The 19,604-nt window shown below is 67.8% G+C and carries 19 protein-coding genes; 6 read left to right on the top strand and 13 right to left on the bottom strand.

Annotated features, from left to right (window positions below; all coding sequences use genetic code 11):
• Positions 1-64: 64 nt before the first annotated feature.
• A complete protein-coding gene (locus tag WS54_RS11810; RefSeq protein ID WP_059780072.1) occupies positions 65-1,222 on the bottom strand; it encodes a porin in 1,158 nt (385 codons plus the stop codon).
• Positions 1,223-1,528: 306 nt separating this feature from the next.
• Here WS54_RS11810 and WS54_RS11805 point away from each other — a divergent pair, with 306 nt between their 5' ends.
• Positions 1,529-2,335, top strand: a complete 807-nt coding sequence (locus WS54_RS11805) for a MetQ/NlpA family ABC transporter substrate-binding protein (protein WP_059780071.1) — start codon at positions 1,529-1,531, stop codon at positions 2,333-2,335.
• Positions 2,336-2,487: 152 nt separating this feature from the next.
• Here the strand turns inward: WS54_RS11805 and WS54_RS11800 are convergent, their stop codons facing one another.
• The 4 genes from WS54_RS11800 to WS54_RS11785 all read right to left on the bottom strand — a co-directional run bounded on the left by WS54_RS11800 (position 2,488) and on the right by WS54_RS11785 (position 6,782).
• Positions 2,488-3,603, bottom strand: a complete 1,116-nt coding sequence (locus tag WS54_RS11800; protein ID WP_034206018.1) for a succinylglutamate desuccinylase/aspartoacylase family protein — start codon at positions 3,601-3,603, stop codon at positions 2,488-2,490.
• 224 nt (positions 3,604-3,827) lie between these two features.
• Positions 3,828-4,610, bottom strand: a complete 783-nt coding sequence (locus WS54_RS11795) for an ABC transporter substrate-binding protein (RefSeq protein WP_034206019.1) — start codon at positions 4,608-4,610, stop codon at positions 3,828-3,830.
• Between the two features lie 226 nt (positions 4,611-4,836).
• The gene (locus WS54_RS11790; protein WP_059780070.1) at positions 4,837-5,757 is read right to left on the bottom strand and encodes a LysR substrate-binding domain-containing protein; all 921 of its coding nucleotides are present in this window, start codon (positions 5,755-5,757) and stop codon (positions 4,837-4,839) included.
• Between the two features lie 77 nt (positions 5,758-5,834).
• Positions 5,835-6,782 carry a GlxA family transcriptional regulator gene (locus WS54_RS11785; protein ID WP_059780069.1) on the bottom strand — a complete coding sequence of 316 codons (948 nt, stop codon included), beginning with the start codon at positions 6,780-6,782 and terminating at the stop codon, positions 5,835-5,837.
• Between the two features lie 106 nt (positions 6,783-6,888).
• Between WS54_RS11785 and WS54_RS11780 the strand changes: the two genes are divergently transcribed.
• Positions 6,889-7,197, top strand: a complete 309-nt coding sequence (locus WS54_RS11780) for a DUF3817 domain-containing protein (RefSeq protein WP_034206022.1) — start codon at positions 6,889-6,891, stop codon at positions 7,195-7,197.
• Positions 7,194-7,595, top strand: a complete 402-nt coding sequence (locus WS54_RS11775) for a CopD family protein (protein ID WP_059780068.1) — start codon at positions 7,194-7,196, stop codon at positions 7,593-7,595. Before WS54_RS11780 ends, WS54_RS11775 begins: the two co-directional genes overlap by 4 nt.
• A 204-nt stretch (positions 7,596-7,799) precedes the next feature.
• Here WS54_RS11775 and WS54_RS11770 read toward each other — a convergent pair whose 3' ends face one another.
• From WS54_RS11770 to WS54_RS11740, 7 genes are all read right to left on the bottom strand, one after another.
• On the bottom strand, positions 7,800-9,188 hold the full coding sequence (locus WS54_RS11770; RefSeq protein WP_034206024.1) for an NCS2 family permease: 1,389 nt from the start codon (positions 9,186-9,188) through the stop codon (positions 7,800-7,802).
• A gap of 553 nt (positions 9,189-9,741) precedes the next feature.
• Positions 9,742-10,260, bottom strand: coding sequence for a DUF3455 domain-containing protein (locus tag WS54_RS11765; protein WP_059780067.1), 519 nt, complete (start codon positions 10,258-10,260; stop codon positions 9,742-9,744).
• Between the two features lie 217 nt (positions 10,261-10,477).
• Positions 10,478-11,593 carry an alkene reductase gene (locus WS54_RS11760; RefSeq protein WP_059780066.1) on the bottom strand — a complete coding sequence of 372 codons (1,116 nt, stop codon included), beginning with the start codon at positions 11,591-11,593 and terminating at the stop codon, positions 10,478-10,480.
• A gap of 68 nt (positions 11,594-11,661) precedes the next feature.
• Positions 11,662-12,468, bottom strand: coding sequence for a 2,5-didehydrogluconate reductase DkgB (dkgB, locus tag WS54_RS11755; RefSeq protein ID WP_059780065.1), 807 nt, complete (start codon positions 12,466-12,468; stop codon positions 11,662-11,664).
• A gap of 150 nt (positions 12,469-12,618) precedes the next feature.
• A complete protein-coding gene (locus WS54_RS11750) occupies positions 12,619-13,575 on the bottom strand; it encodes a TIGR03571 family LLM class oxidoreductase (RefSeq protein WP_059780064.1) in 957 nt (318 codons plus the stop codon).
• Positions 13,576-13,590: 15 nt separating this feature from the next.
• Entirely contained in the window at positions 13,591-13,914 is a 324-nt protein-coding gene (locus WS54_RS11745) for a MoaF-related domain-containing protein (protein WP_034206029.1), read from the bottom strand.
• 26 nt (positions 13,915-13,940) lie between these two features.
• On the bottom strand, positions 13,941-15,143 hold the full coding sequence (locus tag WS54_RS11740) for an MFS transporter (protein ID WP_059780063.1): 1,203 nt from the start codon (positions 15,141-15,143) through the stop codon (positions 13,941-13,943).
• Positions 15,144-15,244: 101 nt separating this feature from the next.
• Here WS54_RS11740 and WS54_RS11735 point away from each other — a divergent pair, with 101 nt between their 5' ends.
• Entirely contained in the window at positions 15,245-16,186 is a 942-nt protein-coding gene (locus tag WS54_RS11735) for a LysR family transcriptional regulator (RefSeq protein ID WP_059780062.1), read from the top strand.
• A 70-nt stretch (positions 16,187-16,256) separates the two neighbouring features.
• Here WS54_RS11735 and zwf read toward each other — a convergent pair whose 3' ends face one another.
• On the bottom strand, positions 16,257-17,732 hold the full coding sequence (gene zwf, locus WS54_RS11730) for a glucose-6-phosphate dehydrogenase (RefSeq protein WP_059780061.1): 1,476 nt from the start codon (positions 17,730-17,732) through the stop codon (positions 16,257-16,259).
• Positions 17,733-17,933: 201 nt separating this feature from the next.
• Between zwf and WS54_RS11725 the strand changes: the two genes are divergently transcribed.
• Both WS54_RS11725 and WS54_RS11720 read left to right on the top strand, forming a co-directional pair.
• Positions 17,934-18,512, top strand: coding sequence for a TetR/AcrR family transcriptional regulator (locus WS54_RS11725; protein WP_034206033.1), 579 nt, complete (start codon positions 17,934-17,936; stop codon positions 18,510-18,512).
• Between the two features lie 167 nt (positions 18,513-18,679).
• Entirely contained in the window at positions 18,680-19,555 is an 876-nt protein-coding gene (locus tag WS54_RS11720; protein WP_059780060.1) for an SDR family NAD(P)-dependent oxidoreductase, read from the top strand.
• Positions 19,556-19,604: the final 49 nt, after the last annotated feature.

The following is a 19,604-nucleotide window of genomic DNA, read 5'->3' as shown; positions in this document are numbered from 1 at the left end:
CGCGTGGAGCGGGGCGCTGCTTGCCGTCGCGGTCCGCGTGACGCGGACAGTCGAGCGGATGCTTTTAGAACTTGTGACGGATACCGATACGTGCGGCGATCTGGTTCTTCGAACCCGTGCCCGACGTATTGAAGTAGCTCGTGCTCGAGCCGATCTGCGCTTGCACGCCCTTGCCCGAAGCCTGCTGGTATACGACCAGGCCGTACACGTCCGTACGCTTGCTGAGTGCGTAGTCGGCGATACCGTTGACCTGGTTCCAGTGCCACGAGTTGCCGTTCTGCGTGGCGTTCGTGTACGTGTAGCCGAGGCCGCCCGACAGTGCCGGCGTGAACGCGTACTTCGCGCCTGCTTCATATGCGTTGTAGAACGTGCCGCCCGCGCCCGACACGGTCGAGAACTGCGTACGCGTCCACAGCAGCCATGCCGTCGCCGGGCCCCAGACGTAGCGGCCACCCACGCCGTACGTGCGCAGGTCGCGGACGTTGCCGGTGCTCAGGTTCGCGATCGTCGTCGAGAAGGCCGGCGTCGACTGGCTCGGGAAGCGGATGTCCGTGTAGGCGGCGCCGAGCGCGAACGGGCCGTTCGCGTAGTTCAGGCCGAAGCTGTATGCGCGCGACGAGCCTGCCGTCGTCGTCGTGCCCGTCGTCGTTGCCGGTGCGCCTGCGAAGTCGGTCGAGTTCGAGAAGCCGTACAACGCGCCGAACGTGAAGCCCGAGTAGTTCGCGCTCTGGAACTTCACGGCGTTGTTGATGCGGCTCGACGTGAGCTGGTCGATGTCGTTCACGTGGTACGCGTAGTTACCCGCGACCGTGTTGCCGCCCGTCGAGTAGTTCGAGCCGAGGATGTCGGTCGAGAACGAGTACTGGCGGCCGAACGTGACCGTGCCGTATTGCGACTGGCTCAGGCCGACGTAAGCCTGACGACCGAAGATCGCGCCACCCTGGCCGATCGTGCCGTTGCCGCTGTTGAAGCCGTTTTCGAGCACGAAGATCGCCTTCAGGCCGCCACCGAGGTCTTCGGTGCCGCGCAGGCCCCAACGGCTGCCCTGGGCCACGCCGTCGTCGTACTTGAACAGCTTGCCCGTGCCGCCGTTGGCGGTCTTGCTGTGGTTCACGTAGCTGATGCCGGCATCGATGACGCCGTACAGAGTCACGCTGCTTTGTGCGTGTGCCGTGCCGGCCGTTGCTGCCAGGGCGGCGAGGGTCAACAGTTTCTTGTTCAAAGGATTCTCCGAGCGAATGAATGGCGTGTCCAGTTGCGGTTCCGGCGCACTCTATGGGCGCTTTCACGGACCGGCGCAACTTTATCGGCGGGCCACGTAATGAATATGACAGCGACTGTCATATGAAGAATGTGTGGTGCCGATGCGACACTGGATTTTGCCCGGTTGTACAGCAGGGAGTTATACCGATTCCGCCTGAGATTCGATGACGGTCGGGAATATGCACATGAAATAAGCTTGGTTGGTGCCGTTCCGGCCCCGTGCCACGATGCGCGCTTCAACAACGACACGGGACAAGAGGACACCATGCGACGTTCGATCCTGACCGGCCTCGGCGCACTCGCCGCCGCGCTGGCATTCGCCGCCCCCGGCGCGCACGCCGACCCGCAAACGCTGAAAGTCGGCACGATGAGCGGCCCCGATGCGCAGATCTGGACCGAAGTGACGAAGGTCGCCGCGCGCGAAGGGCTCGCGATCAAGGTCATCGAATTCAACGACTACGTGCAGCCGAACGCGGCGCTCGATTCCGGCGATCTCGATGCGAACGGCTTCCAGCACCAGCCGTTCCTCGACAGCCAGATCAAGCAGCGCGGCTACAAGATCGTCAACGTCGGGCTCACCTATACCGCGCCGATGGGCTTCTATTCGAAGAAGCTCAAGTCGCTGAAGGATTTGCCGGTCGGCGCGAAGGTCGGGATCCAGAACGACCCGTCGAACGGCAACCGCGCGCTCTTGCTGCTGCAGAAGTACGGGGTGATCAAGCTGAAGGCCGGCGCCGGCACGAACGGCGTGAACGCGACGCCGCTCGACGTCGCCGAGAACCCGAAGAAGATCAAGATCGTCGAGCTCGACGCCGCGCAACTGCCGCGCGCGCTGCCCGACGTCGATGCCGCGTCGATCAACACCGACTACGCGGTCAAGGCCGGGCTCACGCCGGTGAAGGATGCGATCGCGATCGAGGATCTGCGCGGGCCGTACGCGAACCTGATCGCGGTGCGCGCGCAGGACAAGGACAAGCCGTGGGTGAAGAAGCTCGTCGCGGCCTACGAGTCGGACGACGTGCGCAAGTTCATCGACCAGAAGTTCGGCGGCGCGATCGTGCCGGCGTTCTGAACGGCGTTCGCGCGCGGCCGCCAGCGGGCGATCGCCGGCCGCCGACGCGTGCTCCGGAAAGCGAATCGCCCGCGCAAGCGGGCGATTGCGTTGGTGCATGCGATTGCATGCACAGTGCGGGATGGCCTGGCGCGCGGGTCGCGCGCCCGGGCTCAGGCGGACAGCAGCGAGCCGGTGCGGATCGCGGTCGCGCCCGCGATGCGCGCGACTTCCATGCCGGCCGTCGCGAAGCGCACGACCTGGCGCGCGTACAGCACGCCCGACACGCTGCTCTTCAGCGTGACGACGCGATCGGTCAGCGGATCGACGATGTCGGCCACGGCCTGGCCTGCCTCGATCATCGCGCCGACCGGCGTGCGGAACACGATCACGCCCGACACGGGCGCGACGAGCGGATCGGTGCCCGCGAGCGGCGTGGCCGGGTGCGCGAGCGGCGGCAGCGGCGCCGGCGTGCCTTCGACGATGCCGCGCTCGGTCAGGTATTCGACGATCGCCTGCGCATCCTTTTCGGCGAACTCGTACGACACGTCGCGTTCGCTGCGCAGTTCCACGGTGACCGAAATCGCGCCGTTCGGGATCGGGAAGCGGTCGCCGAAGCGGCTGCGCAGATCCGACCAGCAGAAACTGTGGATTTCGTCGAACGGGTTGCCGACCGAATTCAGCGCGAGCAGCGACGCCTTGGCATCGAGATAGCGCGCCAGCGGCTCGACGTCCGGCCACAGATCGGGATTCGTGTAGAGATGCATCACCGCGTCGCTGTCGCAGTGCAGGTCGAGCACGATATCGGCGTCGAACGACAGCTTCTGCAGCGCGAGGCGCTGCGAGTCGAGCTCGGTGCGCGGCTTCTGCTCGTCGAGCGCTTCGCGCATCGCCGTGCGCACGACGGCCAGATTGCGCTGCGCGTCGTTCGTGAGGCGCTCTTCGACACGCGGCAGCACGAGCGCCGCGAGATCGTAGAAATTGCGGTTGAAGTTCTGCATCGAGCCGAGCTCGAAGCGGCCGAGGTGATCGCCGAACACGTGCTGCGACAGGCCGATCGGATTGGGCACGGGCACGACGACGATTTCGCCGCGCAGCTTGCCGGCTGCTTCGAGCGCGGCGATCTTGCGGCGCAGCAGCGTGGCGACCAGCATGCCGGGCAGCTCGTCCGCGTGCAGCGACGACTGGATATAGACCTTCTTGCCGCCGCGCGGGCCGTAATGGAAGCTGGTGATCTGGCGTTCGGTACCGACGGCGGGGGAAATCAGCGGATGGGTCTGCGTTTGCATGATGAGGGGAGTGCGGCGCAGCCGCGAATGATCCGTGTGCGTGGAAGATCGATTGTACGTTGCCTTTCTCGCCGCCATCAAACCGGCGCCAGAACGCGCGGTTTTCCTTTGCGAATCATCGGGTTGACGCGGAAAAAATAACGTCGCCGGCGCCGCGCGCAAAAAAAACGGGCTCCTCGCGGAGCCCGTTCCCGTCGCGCCGAATCGCGCGTGCGTCGGCCGGATTACTTGCCGTAGACGTCGAAATCGAAGTACTTCTTCGCGATCTTGTCGTACGTGCCGTCCTTGCGCATGCCGGCGATCGCGCCGTCGATCTTCGCCTTCAGGTCGGTGTCTTCCTTGCGCAGGCCGATACCGGCGCCGTTGCCGAGCGTCTTCGGATCGTCGAGATCCTTGCCGGCGAAGTCGAAGTTCGCGCCGCGCGGCGTCTTCAGGAAGCCGATCTCGGCTTGCACCGCGTCCTGCAGCGCGCCGTCCAGACGGCCGGAGATCAGGTCGGCGTAGACCTGGTCCTGGTTCTGGTAAGGCACGACGTTCACGCCCTTCGACGCCCAGTACGTCTTCGCGTAGGTTTCCTGGATCGTGCCCTGCTCGACGCCGACCGACTTGCCCTTCAGCGATTCGGCCGTCGGCATCAGGCCGGCGCCCTTCTTCGTGACGAGGCGCGTCGGCGTGTTGAACAGCTTCGCCGAGAACGCGATCTGTTCCTGACGCGCCGGCGTCATCGACATCGACGACAGCACGCCGTCGAACTTGCGGGCCTTCAACGCCGGGATCATCCCGTCGAAGTCGTTTTCGATCCACACGCACTTCGCGTTCATGCGGCGGCAGATTTCGTTGCCCAGATCGACGTCGAAGCCGACCACCTTGCCGTCGGCGCCTTTCGATTCGAAAGGCGGGTAGCTTGCGTCGACGCCGAACCGCACGGTCGTCCAGTCTTTCGCGTACGCGCTGCCGGCCGATACGGCGAGCAGGGCCACGGTCACAGCCGCAAGAATCTTTTTCACTCGGTGACTCCTCGTTTTGTTCGATGGGTGCGCGGTTGTGCCGCGCCGTAAGCCTTCGGCCCGCCGCGGCTTCGCGTCGGACAGTCCGTTTCGCCCGCCCGATGGGGGCGCGCGACGTGCGCAAGATTATCAAGACAAAATACCGGCAGGGCGCCTAGGACAAGCCCCGATACCGGGCCCGGCGGCGGCGCGTCGGACGCGTCGCCGTTTCACACACAGGAACGATTCAGCCGAGCGTTTCGTTGACCGCGCGCTGCAGGCACGTGACGAAGTGCGAGACGGCCGGCGTGGGCAGCAGGTCGCGCCGCGCGATGATCGACAGGTCGAAGCGCGGCATGCTTTCGTCGAGTTCGGCCGTGCGGATGCCGAGCGGCGCGACCATCGCGGCGAGCGGGCGCGTGAAGCAGCCGATCACGTCCGAGCGTGCGACGAGCCCCAGCGTCACCGCGAACGACATCGGCGAGCGCAGCAAACGTTTCGGCAGCGGCAGCCCGTGCGCCTCGAACATCCCGACCATCACGCTGTGCGGAAACTGCTCGGCGCCGACGGTGACGATCCATTCGGCGTCGAGCAGTTCCTCTAACCGGCGCGCATGCGCGAGCGGGTGACCGTCGCGCATCACGATCGTGAATTCGGTCGACAGCAGCGGCAATTGCGTGAAATCGCGGTCGAGCGCGGGCACATGGTGCATCGCAGCGATGTCGAGCGTGCCGTTGCGCAACTGCGCGAGCGCGTCGGGCACCGTCACTTCCTCCAGATGCAGGCTGACGTTCGGCATCGACTCGCGGAATGCCGTCACCGCGCGCGGCAACGCGGTCAGCGCGATCGACGGCATCGTGCCGACCGCGACGCGGCCCGACATTTCGCCTTTCACCTGCTCGACCGCCTCGACCGTGCGGCGGATGTCGCCGAGCAATTGCTCGGCGCGCGGCAGCAGCGCCTCGCCGCAGGCGGTCAGCTCGACGCCGCGCACGCTGCGAGCGAGCAGCTCCGCGTTGAGCGCGGTTTCGAGCTCGCGGATCGTGTGCGTGATCGCCGGCTGCGTGACGCCGAGCTCGCGGGCGGCGGCGCGCAGGCTCTTGTGGTGCGCGGCGGAGACGAACGCCTGGAGCTGCGCGATGTTCAAGGGGTTGCGGATGCGGGTCATGGAGGGAGTCCGGTGGGCGCGAAAGGGGCGGCGGCGGGCGACGGATTCATGCTGCGGCGGGGCGATCCCGATGCGCGTCACGCATCGGCGCGCGCGCGGAACGCCTGTCGGTAACGCTGCGGCGAGGTGCCGACGATGCGCGCGAAGCGTTCGCGAAACGCGGTGACCGAACCGAACCCGGCTTCCGTCGCCACATGTTCGATCGACAGCTCGGTCACCTCCAGCAACTGCTGCGCATGCCGGACGCGCGCGGTCTGCAGCCATTGCCCCGGCGACGTGCCCGTCTGCTCCCGGAAGCGCCGCGTCAGCGTGCGCACGCTCGTCGACGCCTTGCGCGCGATCGCGTCGAGCGTCAGCGGCTTGCGCAGGTTGGCCTGCAGCCAGTCCATCAGGTCGTGCAGGCCGTCGCCGCCGGTCGGCCATTCGGGCGCGATGAACTGCGCCTGCCCGCCCTCGCGCACGCGCGGCGCCACCGCGCTGCGGGCGGCATCGACGGCGACCGCCGCGCCATAGTCGGCCTGGATCATGTGCAGGCACAGATCGAGGCCGGCGGCCGCACCGGCCGACGTCAGGATCTGGCCGTTGTCGACGAACAGCACGTTCGGGTCGACGTCGACGGTCGGATAGCGGCGCGCGAGTTCGGCGGCTGCGAGCCAGTGCGTCGTCGCGCGCAGGCCGTCGAGCAGCCCCGCTTCCGCGAGCACGAACGCGCCGCTGCAGATCGACGCGATCCGGCATCCGCGCGCGGCCGCCGCGCGCAGCGCGTCGAGCACGCGGCGCGACGTGGGCGCGAGCGGCGCCGACGTGCCGGGCACCATGATCGTGTCGGCGTCGGCCAGCGCGTCGAGACGAAACGGCGGGCGCAGCTCGAAGAGGTCGCCGCCGACGCGCGGCTGCTCGCTGCACACGCGCACGCGGTACGCGGGCGCGACGTCGGGCGCCCGCACGCGCGCGAACGTGTCGCATGCAACGCCCAGATCGAACGGGACGACATCGGGCAACGCAAGAACGGCGACCGTGTGCATGGCGTGTGCGGCCGTGGCCAGAATCCGTTGAAAGATGTCATTCTAGCCAATGGCTCGACCCCGCACCACACGCGACAATCGCGGCGGACCCACCTGGAGCCTGCCGATGAAACAAGACGATCGCAACGCGTTGCGGAACCTGCAATACCTGTCGCTGCTGGAAGCGACCACGCTCGTCGTGCTGGTGTGCGTGGCCGTGCCGCTCAAGCATCTGGCCGGCTATCCGGTCGCGGTATCGATCATGGGCCCGGTTCACGGCGTCGCGTTCGTCATGTATGGATGGGCGGTGGTCGGCACCGCGTCGAGCGGGCTGTGGAGCAAGGGCGAAGTCGCGCGGCTCGTGCTGTCGGCCGTCGTGCCGTTCGCGGGGCTGGCGAGTGCCGGCTGGATCGCGCGCAGGCGGCACGCACGATGATCTACCTGGTGCTGAAGGCCGTGCATCTGGTCGCCGTCGTCACGTTCGTCGGCGGGTTGCTGTTGTCGTCCGTCGGGGTCCGCATTGCGAACCTCGCCGTGCATCGCGCGGTGCGCCGCTGGGATCGCACGGTGACGGCGCCCGCGCTCGCGCTCGTCTGGATCGCCGGCATCGCGCTCGCGCTGAACGGTCACTGGTTCGGCGCCGCGTGGCTGTCGGCGAAGCTTGCGCTCGTCGCGGCGCTGTCGGTGCTGCACGGGATCCTGGCCGGCACGCTGCGGCGCATGGAGCGCGACGATCTCGTCGTCATGCCGACGCCGTGGCTCGGGCAAGCGGCGGGCGCGGCGATCGTCGCGATCGCGCTCGTCGTCGGGCTGGCCGTGATCAAGCCGTTCTGACGGCGCGACGCCGCGAGCGTGGCGCCGGGCGCGAACGGGTATCGCGCCGTTGTCGCGAAGCGCGTCACGCGGCGTCGCACGGACAAAAAAAGCCTGGAAACTCGCGTTCCCAGGCCTGGAGACCATCGACGACGATGGTGGAGGAGACGATCTCGTCTCGATGCGCGTCGCCCTCGTGCAGGCGACGTCGCGCAGGTGCCGCGCTCAGATCGCCCAGCCGCCGAGATAGAACGTGACGAGCACGGCCGCGATGAGCACGGTGCCGACGTTGAGCTTGCGGAATTCGCCGCTGGCGATGCGGCCGATCACGAGCGTCGAGAAGCCGAGCATGATGCCCGTCACGATGTTCGCGGTCAGCACGATGAACACCGCGCACACGAGGCCCGACATCGCGTCGACCATGTCGTCCATGTGCAGCTTGCTCACGCTGCCGAGCATCAACAGGCCGACGTACATCAGCGCCGGTGCGGTGGCGTACGACGGCACGAGTCCCGCGAGCGGCGAGAAGAACATTACGACGAGGAACAGCAGGCCGACCACGGCCGCCGCGAGGCCCGTCTTCGCGCCGGCGGCCACGCCGACGCTCGACTCGATGTAGGCCGCCGCCGGCGCGCCGCCGAGCAGGCCGGAGAAGATCGAGCTGATCGAATCGGCGGTCAGTGCGCGGCCGCCGTTGACGATGCGGCCGTTTTCGTCGAGCTGGCCGGCCTGCCCGGCGACCGCGCGGATGGTGCCGGTCGCGTCGAACACGGCGGTCATCACCAGCGCGAGCACGCTCGGCAGTACGGCCATCGACAGCGCGCCCTTGATGTCCATCGCGCCGATCAGCGATGCGTGGCCCGGCGCGCTGAGCGACGGCAGCGCGAAGATGCCGCGGTATTTCACGCCCGGATCGAAGATCAGGCCGAATACCGAGATCGCGATCACGACGAGCAGGATGCCGCCCGGCACGCGACGCTTTTCGAGGCCGAAGATCGCGGCGAGGCCGACGACCGACATGATGACCGGGAACGCGGTGATCTGGCCGAGCGAGACCGGCAGGCCGGCGCCCGGGTTCTTGATCACGAGGCCGACGTCGTTCGATGCGATCAGCAGCAGGAACAGGCCGATGCCGATCCCCGTGCCGTGCGCGACACCCGCGGGCAGGTTGCGCAGGATCCACGACCGCACGCCGGTGACCGAGATGCCGGTAAACACGAGGCCCATCAGGAACACGGCGCCGAGCGCGACCGTCGGAGGCAGCCCCTTGCCGAGCACGAGGCCGAACGCGGTGAACGCGGTCAGGGAGATCGCGCAGCCGATCGCGATCGGCAGCTTCGCCCACAGGCCCATCAGCAGCGAGCCGAACGCGGTGGTGAGACAGACCGCGACGAACACGGCGCTCGTGTCGAACCCTGCCTTGCCGAACATGCCGGGCACGACGAACACGGAATAGACCATCGCGAGGAAGGTGGTCACGCCGGCAATGATCTCGCGACGCTGCGTGCTGCCGCGCGACGAAATGCCGAAGTACCGGTCGATGACTCCCTGGGCGCCAAAGTCAGTTTCTTCCGCGCCGACGCCGACCGTCGGCTGCACCGGGGTATCGCTCATGAGCTTGCTCCTTTATCAGCATGCTGAAACGGTCCGTGGCGGACCGTCGTCAGGGTGTCTCGTATCTGTTGGGATTGTTCGGCAACGTCGTGGCGACGAATGACGCGCGATGCGCGTCGTGACGGGCGAATCGAAACGATCGCGAGGGTGTCGCGTCGGACGACGCGTGGTGTGGTCGACCCCGTCACGTGTGCTTTGCCGTAGCGAAGGTTAGGCGAGCAACCGATCACGTCCCATCGGGGGACGAGCATGCAGCGCATGTCGCAGCGCTTATATCGGCGTGCAACGGGGCTTCGTCGCGCCGACACACGTGTATACGCCTAGTTCGAATCCGTTAAGGGGACTATTTGAATGCAGGGTCGGCGGGCGGGATGGAAGGGGGCGATGCATTGAATATTACAAATAGCCTTCGGCGTGGCCGGGAAGGTCGGTGCGAACTGCGGCGGGCGACGGGATTCGCCGCCGCGCGCAACCATGCGTGCCTGAAAGACAGGAACACCGAGTAACTGGCGGATTGCCGCGACGACGCCCGACGCCGACGGTGCCGCGCGCGTCACTTCAGGAACACGTATCGCGCGAAGTACGGGAAGCGGCCGACCGCATGCTCGGTTGCGCACGTTGCGACCGGCGGCATGCCGCCCGACGTATCGAGCCGCTGCACGAAACGCACGCCGGCGAGCGTGCCCGTCGCGGGCGGCGTCGTCGCGAGCAACAGTTGCGCAATGCTGGCCGGGCTGGCGCTCGGCGCTTCCGCGCGCTTCTTGCCGGTCACGCGGCTACCGTCGAGCGCTTCCCACGACGGCCCCGCGCCGTGCCGCACGACGAGCGCGCCGCCTTCATCGAACAACATCGCCTCCGGCCGCACGAAGGACCATGCAAGCCGGTGTTCGGCATCGTATTCGCATGCATAGATCTGCACGCCGGTCGCGGTGGTGGACAGCACCGTCGTCACGGGATCGGGGGGAGTGAGGCCGGCCGGATCGCCGGCGTACGCCGGTGCGGCGACGGCCGCCAAGGCAAGACCGGCCGTCATGGCCAGCAGCATGTCGCGGGTCGGGGAGCAACTGGGCATGGCGAGGCGTCCTTTCAGGTCGAATGGTCGTACGAAGGCGATTCCGTCAACGTTAGACGCCGATTGCACCGGCCGCAATGAGGAAATGGCAATCGCGGCGATAGTCGCCGCGATTGCCGAGGCAGCGGGGCAGCGATCGGTGGATCGCGACCGGGCCAATGTCGACCGGTGCGGAGCCGGCATACAGCGCCCGGCCGGGCACGCACGACCGAAGCGTTCAGGCCGCGGCTTGCGCGAGCGTCGGGTAGTCGGTCAGCCCGCGGGCGCCACCGCCGAACAGCGTGTTGCGGTCATGCGGCGCGAGCGGCGCGCCGGTGCGCAGGCGCTCGGGCAAGTCGGGGTTCGCGACGAACGGACGGCCGAACGCGACGAGGTCCGCCCAGCCGGCGGCGATCGCTTCGCGTGCACGCTCGGCGGTGTACGCGCCAGCGTAGATCAGCACGCCCGGGAACGCCGCGCGCAATTGCTGCTTGAAGGCGACCGGCATCAGCGGCGCGTCGTCCCAGTCGGCTTCCGCGATGTGCAGGTAGCCGACGCCGAGCTCGCCGAGCAGCTTCGCGGCGGCGACGTAGGTCGTTTCCGGATCGTCGTCGACGCAGCCGTTCAGCGTGGTCAACGGTGCGAGGCGGATGCCGACGCGCGACGCGTCGCCGGCGCCTTCGATCAGCGCCTGCGCGACTTCGCGCAGGAAGCGCAGCCGGTTGTCCAGCGAGCCGCCGTACGCGTCGGTGCGCGTGTTCGCGTTCGAGTCGATGAACTGGTTCACGAGGTAGCCGTTCGCGCCGTGCAGCTCGACGCCGTCGAAGCCGGCTTCGATCGCGTGGCGGGCGGCGGCGCGGTATTGATCGACGGTCTCGCGGATCTCGTCGATCGACAGCGCGCGCGGCTCGGATGCCTGCACGAAGCCCGGGGTGCTGCCGTCTTCGCCGGCGATGAACACGTTCACGCCCTTCGCCTGGAGCGGCGACGACGACACCGGTTGCGCGCCGCCGAGCAGGCTCGTGTGGCTCAGCCGGCCGACGTGCCACAGCTGCGCGAAGATGCGGCCGTGCGCGGCGTGCACGGCGTCCGTCACCTTGCGCCAGCCGGCGATCTGCGACGGTGTGTGGATGCCGGGCGTCCACGCGTAGCCCTTGCCGAGCGGCGCGATGTAGGTGCCTTCGCTGACGATCAGGCCCGCGCTCGCGCGCTGCGCGTAATACGCGGCCATCAGTTCGTTGGCTTCGTCGCCGGGCTGGCTCGCGCGCGAGCGCGTCATCGGCGGCATCACGATGCGGTTCGGCAGCGTCAGCGCGCCGAGCCGCAGCGGTTGGAAAAGCGGGTCCTGGGTCATGGTGGTGTCCTGTCGGTGCCGCGGCCGGCGGGCCGCGACGGGTCGTGTCGGATGAGGGCGCGGCGCGCTCAGTCCCACTTCGGCGCGAGGCCGGCCGGGTCGACTTCGCGACCGTTGCGTTCGAGCGCGGCGATCTGCGTCATGTCTTCGTCGGTCAGGCGCAGCGTCTGCGCGAGCAGGTTGCTCGCGAGGTGCTCGCGCTTGGTCGACGACGGAATCACCGAGTAGCCGAGCTGCAGCGCCCATGCGAGTGCGACTTGCGCCGGCGTCGCGTCGTGACGCCGCGCGATCGCGCCGAGCACCGGGTCGCCGAGCACCTTGCCGTACGCGAGCGTCATGTACGACGTCACGTGGATGCCTTCGGCGTTCAGGAACTCGACCAGCTTGCGATTCTGCAGGTACGGGCTGAGCTCGATCTGGTTCGTCGCGATCGCGTCCCTGCCGACGGCCGCGATCGCTTCCTTCGTCAGTTCGATGTTGAAGTTCGAGATGCCGATTTGGCGCGTGAGGCCCTTCGCCTTCGCGTCGGCCAGCGCGGTCATGAACGTGTCGATCGACACGCCGTTGCCCGGCGCCGGCCAATGGATCAGTGTCAGGTCGACATGGTCGGTGCGCAGCTTGCGCAGGCTTTCCTCGAGGCTGGCCGCCAGCTTGTCCGGTGCGTAGTTGTCGACCCAGATCTTCGTCGTGAGGAACAGGTCTTCGCGGCGCACGCCGGACGCGGCGATCGCTTCGCCGACTTCGGCTTCGTTGCCGTAGATCTGCGCGGTGTCGATCGCGCGGTAGCCGACTTCGAGGCCGTTGCGCACCGAGTCGATGACCACTTGGCCTTGCAGGCGGAACGTACCGAGGCCGAATGCGGGAATCTTGCTCATCTGTGCTCCTGAAAGAGGGGGAACGATTGCGGTATCGGAATCATTCTGGCGCTTGAGACTCATGAAATAAACGCCTTTAGAGATCAAAAATATTTGATTAAAAATCAAATATTGGTCGGCGCTTCGCCAATGGGAATGCGTTCGTCGGCCTTATGCGGCGCGCGTCTGCGGATTCGTTGCCGGATGGAATGCGGGCAGCACGTCCGCCGCGATCTCGGCCATCGTTTCGTCGAGCGGCCGCCGGTTGCGGCGGAAATGCAGGCCGATGTGCTGCACGCCCGCGTCGCGCATCGCCGCGAGTTCCTCCGTCAGCGCGACGCGTCCCGCGCGGGCGCCGAAGCGGTGCCGCTGCAGCGGTTCGTGCGGATCTTCCGCGAGGTCGAGATGGATGAAGCTCACGTACGGCTTGCCGCCGGCCACCGCACGCCAGCTCGCGGCGCGCTGCAGATGATCGGCCGGCGTGCCCGGATACGCGAGGCAGCCGTCCATGTGCTCGCCGATCCACGCGGGCGTCTGCTGCGCGAGGCCCGCGACGAGCAGCGGCACCGGCGAACGGGCTGCGGGAAGCACGTCCAGGCCGTGCGGCAGATGCCCGCGCGCGCCGTCGCGCAGCAGCGCGACGTGGTCGCGAAAGGTCGCACCGCGCGTGGCGAAGTCGCGGCCGAACAGCGGATACTCGACCGGCCGGTCGCCGCTTGCGACGCCGAGCAGCAGGCGGCCGCCGCTCAATTCCTGGATCGTCGCGGCCGATTTCAGCGTGAGCAGCGGTTCGCGCAGCGGCAGCACGACGGCCGCGGTGCCGAGCAGGATGTCGCGCGTGATCCCGGCGAGGTAGCCGAGATACGAGAACGTCTCGAACACCTGCGCGGCGTCGCCGAACGACGGGTCGTACACCGGCACGTCGCGCACCCAGAGCGCGCGAAAGCCGAGCGTGTCGGCCAGTTGCGCGAGTTCCGCGTGGATTTCCAGGTCGGGCACACCGGGGTGGCGGCCGTCATGCTGGCGTTTCGCGTTGCCGGCCGGGGTCCAGTCGTTGTCGAGCGGCAGTTCGATGCCGATGCCGATGCTGAAGCCGCCGTCGGCGAGCTTGTCGAGCGACGTGAGCATGATGGACGCCTCCGTTCAGACCGCGCGCAGGCTGCCGTCGAGCCGGTAGAAATCGAGCGACGACGCGGTGAAGAACGAGCGCGACGTGCCGGCGGCGAAATCGTCGATATGCACGACGGTGGCGCGATCGGCTTCCTGCCACGAGATCGCGTAGGTCTCGCCGGCGACGCGCTGCCACGTGTATTCGACTTCGCCCTTCGCGCCCGCGTAAGGGCCTTCGGTGATCTCGTAGCGCATGTGGCGACCGTCTTCGTCGTATGCGTTGAGCGCGGTGAGGCCGTCGTAACGGACTTCGAAAGTCTTGCCGGCGAACGGCGGGCGTGGGGTCGGTGCGTTCATGCTGGTGGCTCCTGAAAAAGGTGAGTTCAATGGGCGAGTTCGACGGGTCCGGCCGTGCGCTCGGGCAGACCGTGGCGGCGGTCGAGACGGCCGCTCAGCGCGGTGAGCGCGAATGCGCCGAGCGTGACGACGGCGGCGATCCACGGCGTGTGGCCGAGGCCGACGTTCGCGACGACCAGGCCGCCGAGCGACGAGCCGCCGGCCACGCCGAGGTTGAAGGCGGCGATGTTGAAGCCCGATGCGACGTCGGTGGCGTCCGGCGCGAAGTGGCGCGCCTGCTTGACGACGTACACCTGCAGCCCCGGCACGTTGCCGAACGCCACGGCGCCCCACGCGAGCATCGTCAGGACTGCAAGCCATTTCGCGTGGATCGTGAAGGTCAGCGCGAGCAGCACGATCGCGAGCAGCAGGAAGATCCGCTTGAGTGCCTTCACGGGGCCGACGGCGTCCGCGAGCTTGCCGCCCCACACGTTGCCGATCGCGACCGATACGCCGTAGCCGACGAGCACGAGGCTGACCTGCGACGGCGTGAAGCCGGCGATCCGTTCGAGCAGCGGCGCCATATAGGTGAACGCGATCAGCGAACCGCCGTAACCGACGGCCGTCATCGCATAGACGAGCAGCAGGCGCGGCTGGGCCAGCACGCGCAACTGGCGGGCGAGCGGCGCCGGCGGCGACTGCGGCAGCCCGCGCGGCACGAATGCGACCGCGCCGACGAACGCGACGAGGCCGAACAGCGCGACGATCAGGAACGTCGCACGCCAGCCGAAGTGCTGGCCGATGAACGTGCCGAGCGGAATGCCGGCGACGAACGCGACGGTCATGCCGCTGAACATCGTCGCGATCGCGCTCGCGGCCTTGTCCTTCGGCACGAGCGTCGTCGCGATGATCGAGCCGACCGAGAAGAACACGCCGTGCGCGAGGCCCGTGAGCACGCGCGCGACGATCAGCGATTCGTAGCCGGGCGCCTGCCACGCGACGAGGTTGCCGACGGTGAAGAGCGCCATCAGCCCGGCGAGCAGCGCCTTGCGCGGCACGCGGCCGGTGAGCGCGGTGAGCAGCGGCGCGCCGATCGCGACGCTCAGCGCGTACAGGCTGACGAGCAGGCCGGCGGACGGCAGGCTGACGCCGAGGTCCGCACCGATCGTCGGGATCAGCCCGACGATCACGAATTCGGTGGTGCCGATGGCAAAGGCGCTGATGGTCAACGCAAGCAACGCGAGTGGCATGACGGGATCCGGGTTTCGGTAGGAATGGATCGCAGTGTGCCGGCTTTACTTTTGCTTAAAAACTGGTCTATAAACCAAATTGTTTTGATTTCAAATCAACAATGAAGACCACCCTCGACGAACTCCAGGCCTTTATCGCCGTGGTCGACACCGGTTCGATCACCGCCGCCGCCCAGCACCTCGACCTTACCGTGTCGGCGACGAGCCGCACGCTCGCGCGGCTCGAGGAGAAGCTGAAGACCACGCTGCTGCGCCGGACCACGCGCCGGCTCGAGCTGACCGAGGAAGGGCGCGCATTCCTGCAGGATGCGCGCGCGATCGTCGAATCGGTCGAGAACGCGGAAGAGCAGATGCTCGCGCGGCGCGAGATGCCGTCCGGGCGATTGCGCGTCGACGCCGCGACGCCGTTCATGCTGCACGTGATCGTGCCGCTCGTGCGCGGCTACCGCGAGCGTTTTCCGAAGGTCGAACTGGAACTGAACAGCAACGAGGGCATCATCGATCTGCTGGAGCGGCGCACCGACGTCGCGATCCGGATCGGCCGGCTGAAGGATTCGACGCTGCACAGCCGGCGCATCGGCAACAGCCGGGTGCGCATGCTCGCGAGCCCCGCCTACATCGAAGCGCACGGCCAGCCGCGCAAGGTCGAGGATCTCCGCAAGCACACGCTGCTCGGCTTCACGCAGCCCGAATCGCTGAACGTATGGCCGATCCTCGGCACGGACGGCGAGCCTTGCCGCATCGAGCCCGACGTGTGGTCGTCGAGCGGCGAGACGCTGCGGCAGCTCGCGCTGGAGGGCACGGGTGTCGTGTGCCTGTCGGATTTCGTGACCGCGCAGGATCGCGAGGCCGGGCGGCTCGTGCAGGTGCTCGCGCGGCAGACGCTCGAGGTCGAGCAGCCGATCAACGCGGTGTATTACCGGAACACCGCGATCTCGTCGCGGATCGCGTCGTTCGTCGATTACCTGATCGAGATGCTCGGCGCCGGCAGCGGGCGCGATGCGCCGGCGCGACGCAAGGCCACGTGGCTGCTGTCGCCGTAGCGACGCGGCGCCGGCGGCGCGGCCGGTCGGGAACGGGCGTGCCGCGCGGCGGCACGCCGTCGGGCGGCGATTACGCCTCTTCGGCCCACGACATCCCGTCGCGCGCGAGCAGCGCCGACGAGGCGGCAGGCCCGAACGTGCCGGCCGTGTACAGGCGCGGCCGGTCGCCGAGCTGCTTCCAGCCGTCGAGGATCGGCTCGACCCACGACCACGCCGCTTCGAGCTCGTCGCGGCGCATGAAGTGCGTGAGGCGGCCGCGGATCACGTCGATCAGCAGCCGTTCGTACGCTTCCGCGCGCCGCTCCGGAATCGCCTGCTGCAGGTCGAGGTTCAGGCTCACCGGCACCATGTTCATCCCGCTGCCCGGCTCCTTCGCGAGCATCTGCAACTGGATCGACTCTTCCGGCTGGAGCTGGATCACGAGGCGGTTGCTGTAGTGGCGCGGGCCGGTCGGGATGATCGAGAACGGCATGTCCGCGAACTCGATCACGATTTCCGACTGGCGGCGCTGCAGCCGCTTGCCGGTGCGCAGGAAGAACGGCACGTTCGCCCAGCGCCAGTTGTTGATGTACGCGCGCAGCGCGACGAAGGTTTCCGCGCGGCTGTCCGCCGGCACGTTGTCTTCCTCGAGATAGCCCTTGACCGGCTGACCGTCGACCGCACCGGCCGTGTACTGGCCGCGCACCGTGTCGCGCGCGACGTCCGACAGCGACATCGGTCGCAGCGAGCGCAGCACCTTCAGCTTCTCGTCGCGCACCGCGTCCGGGTCGAGCGACACGGGCGGCTCCATCGCGACGATGCACAGCAGTTGCAGCAGGTGGTTCTGCACCATGTCGCGCAGCGCGCCGGTGTGGTCGTAGAAGCCCGCGCGACTGCCGACGCCGACCGTTTCCGCGACCGTGATCTGCACGCTGCGGATGCTCGGCGCCTGCCACAGCGGCCCGAAGATCGGGTTGCCGAAGCGCAGCACCATCAGGTTCTGCACGGTTTCCTTGCCGAGATAGTGATCGATCCGGTAGATCTGCGATTCCTCGAAGTGCTTGCCGACCGCGTCGTTGATCGCCTTCGCGGACGCGAGATCGTGGCCCAGCGGCTTTTCGAGGACGACGCGCGAGTGCGCGTCGACGAGGTGCGCGGCCGACAGGTTGTCGCAGATCGTCGTGAACAGCTCCGGCGACGTCGACAGGTAGAACACGCGGATCGCGTCGCCGCGCGCCGCTTCGGCGAGCCGCTGGTAGTCGTCCGGCGCGTTCACGTCGATCAGCACGTACTTGAACAGGTCGAGGAAGCGGCTCCACGCGTCGGCGTCGAACGCTTTCTCGTCGATGAACGGGCGCGACTGCTCGTCCATGAACTTGCGGTAGCCGTCGATGCCCCAGTCGCGGCGGCCGACGGCGATGATGCGCGTCTCGGGCGGAAGATTGCAGTGCAGGTGCGCCATGTACAGCGCGGGCAACAGCTTGCGGGCGGCGAGGTCGCCGCCGCCGCCGAAGATGATCATGTCGACGGGCCGGTCGGCCGCGGTCTGGGAAGGCTGATTCGTCATGGGAGGTTCGCGGTTTGGAACGGTGAACGTGAAACGAACGTCGAGGGCATCGGGCGCCGGATGGCCGGTGCCGGTACGGCAAAACGCTAATAGTGCACCGTTTTGATGGATTGCGTATGCGTTCCCCAGGATGTAACAGGGCTTGCATTGCGCCTCGCCGCTCAATTATGATTGAGCGCTCACTCATTAAAGGAATCGAACGTGGCCCGACCGCGCAGTCCCGACAAGCACGAAGCCATCCTCGCCGCGGCCGCGCGCGCGCTCGCCGAGGACGGCGCGGCCGCGACGACCGCACGCATCGCGCGGCTCGCCGGCGTGGCGGAAGGCACGGTGTTCACGTACTTCGAGACCAAGGATGCGTTGCTGAACGCGCTGTATCTGAGCTTGAAGGCCGGCTTGCGCGAAGCGATGATGGCCGGGTTTCCGGAGCGTGCGCCGGCCGAGCAGGCCGTGCGGCATGCGTGGAACGGCTATGTGTCGTGGGGCGTCGCGAATCCGGACGGCCGGCGCGCGCTGCAGCAGCTCGGCGTGAGCGGGCGCATCGACGACGCGCATCGCGCGGCCGGCGCGGAAGGCTTCGGCGCGATCGGCACGCTGCTGCGCGAGCAGGTCGCCGCGTCGGGCGCGCTGAACCGCGACGAAGCGCATGCGTTCTGCTCGGCGTTGTTTACGTCGATCGCGGCAACCGCGATGGAGTCGATCGCACGCGACCCGGCGCGGGCCGATGCCTACCGGGAAGCGGGGTTTCGCGCGTTGTGGGCCGTATTGCACGCGGTGTGAGTCGAAAGTCGCCGTCGTGGCGGCGCGTGCCGCCACGACCGGCAGGGCGTTGCAGGTAGAGCGATGCAGGCAGGGCGTTGCAGGGTCGCAAGGGCTGCTACGTCGTTCATATTAATGAGTGAGTAATCATTCATTTTAGTCGTTTCATCACGATCAAGGAGCGGAAAATGTCGAAAGTCTGGTTGGTAACGGGGGCCGCACGCGGCTTGGGCCGAGCGATTTCGGAAGCGGTGCTGGCAGCCGGCGACCGGCTGGTGGCCGGCGCGCGCGATCCGGCGCGACTGGCCGATCTGGCCGAGCGTCATGGCGACCGGCTGCTGCCGGTCGAACTCGACGTCACCGACGAAGCGGCGGCCGCGCGGGCCGTCGCGGCGGCACGCGCCGCGTTCGGGCGCATCGACGTGCTGGTGAACAACGCGGGCTACGGCCACACGGCGCCGTTCGAGCAGATGGGCGCCGACGTCTTCCGCGACCAGATCGAAACGAACCTGTTCGGCGTGATCAACCTGACGCGGGCGGTGTTGCCGACGATGCGTGCGCAGCGCGCGGGGCACATCTTCCAGGTGTCGTCGGTCGGCGGGCGGACGTCGACGCCGGGATTGTCCGCGTACCAGGCCGCGAAGTGGGCCGTCGGCGGGTTCAGCGACGTGCTCGCGAAGGAAGTCGCGCCGCTCGGCGTGCGCGTGTGCACGCTGGAGCCGGGCGGGATGCGTACCGAATGGGCCGCACAGGCGAAGCGCGGGATCGACGATCTGCTGCCGGACTATCGGCCGTCGGTCGGAAAGATTCTCGACCTGCTCGGCGCGTATGGCGGGCATGAGGTCGGCGATCCCGCCCGGATCGCGGCGCTGATCGTCGAGCTGTCGCGTCGCGACGACGTGCCGATGCGCTTGCTGCTCGGCGGCGATGCGCTGTTCGTCTGCGAGCAGGCGGAGCGGCAGCGTGCGGAAGAGGCGGCGCGGTGGCGCGATGCCTCGTTGTCCACGCAGTTTCCGGATGCGAAGTTGCCCGACGGGCTGCAAGCGTTGAAGCAGGTCGAGTAGTTGCGAGGGGCGTGGCGTCGGCGGTGGGTGTGCCGCGCCGCCGTTGCGG

Origin of the sequence: Burkholderia sp. NRF60-BP8 (assembly GCF_001522585.2) — a bacterium.
Classification (GTDB): Bacteria; Pseudomonadota; Gammaproteobacteria; order Burkholderiales; family Burkholderiaceae; genus Burkholderia.
The sequence above is the reverse complement of the archived record's forward strand: the minus strand, read 5'-3'. Positions and strand labels throughout refer to the sequence as shown.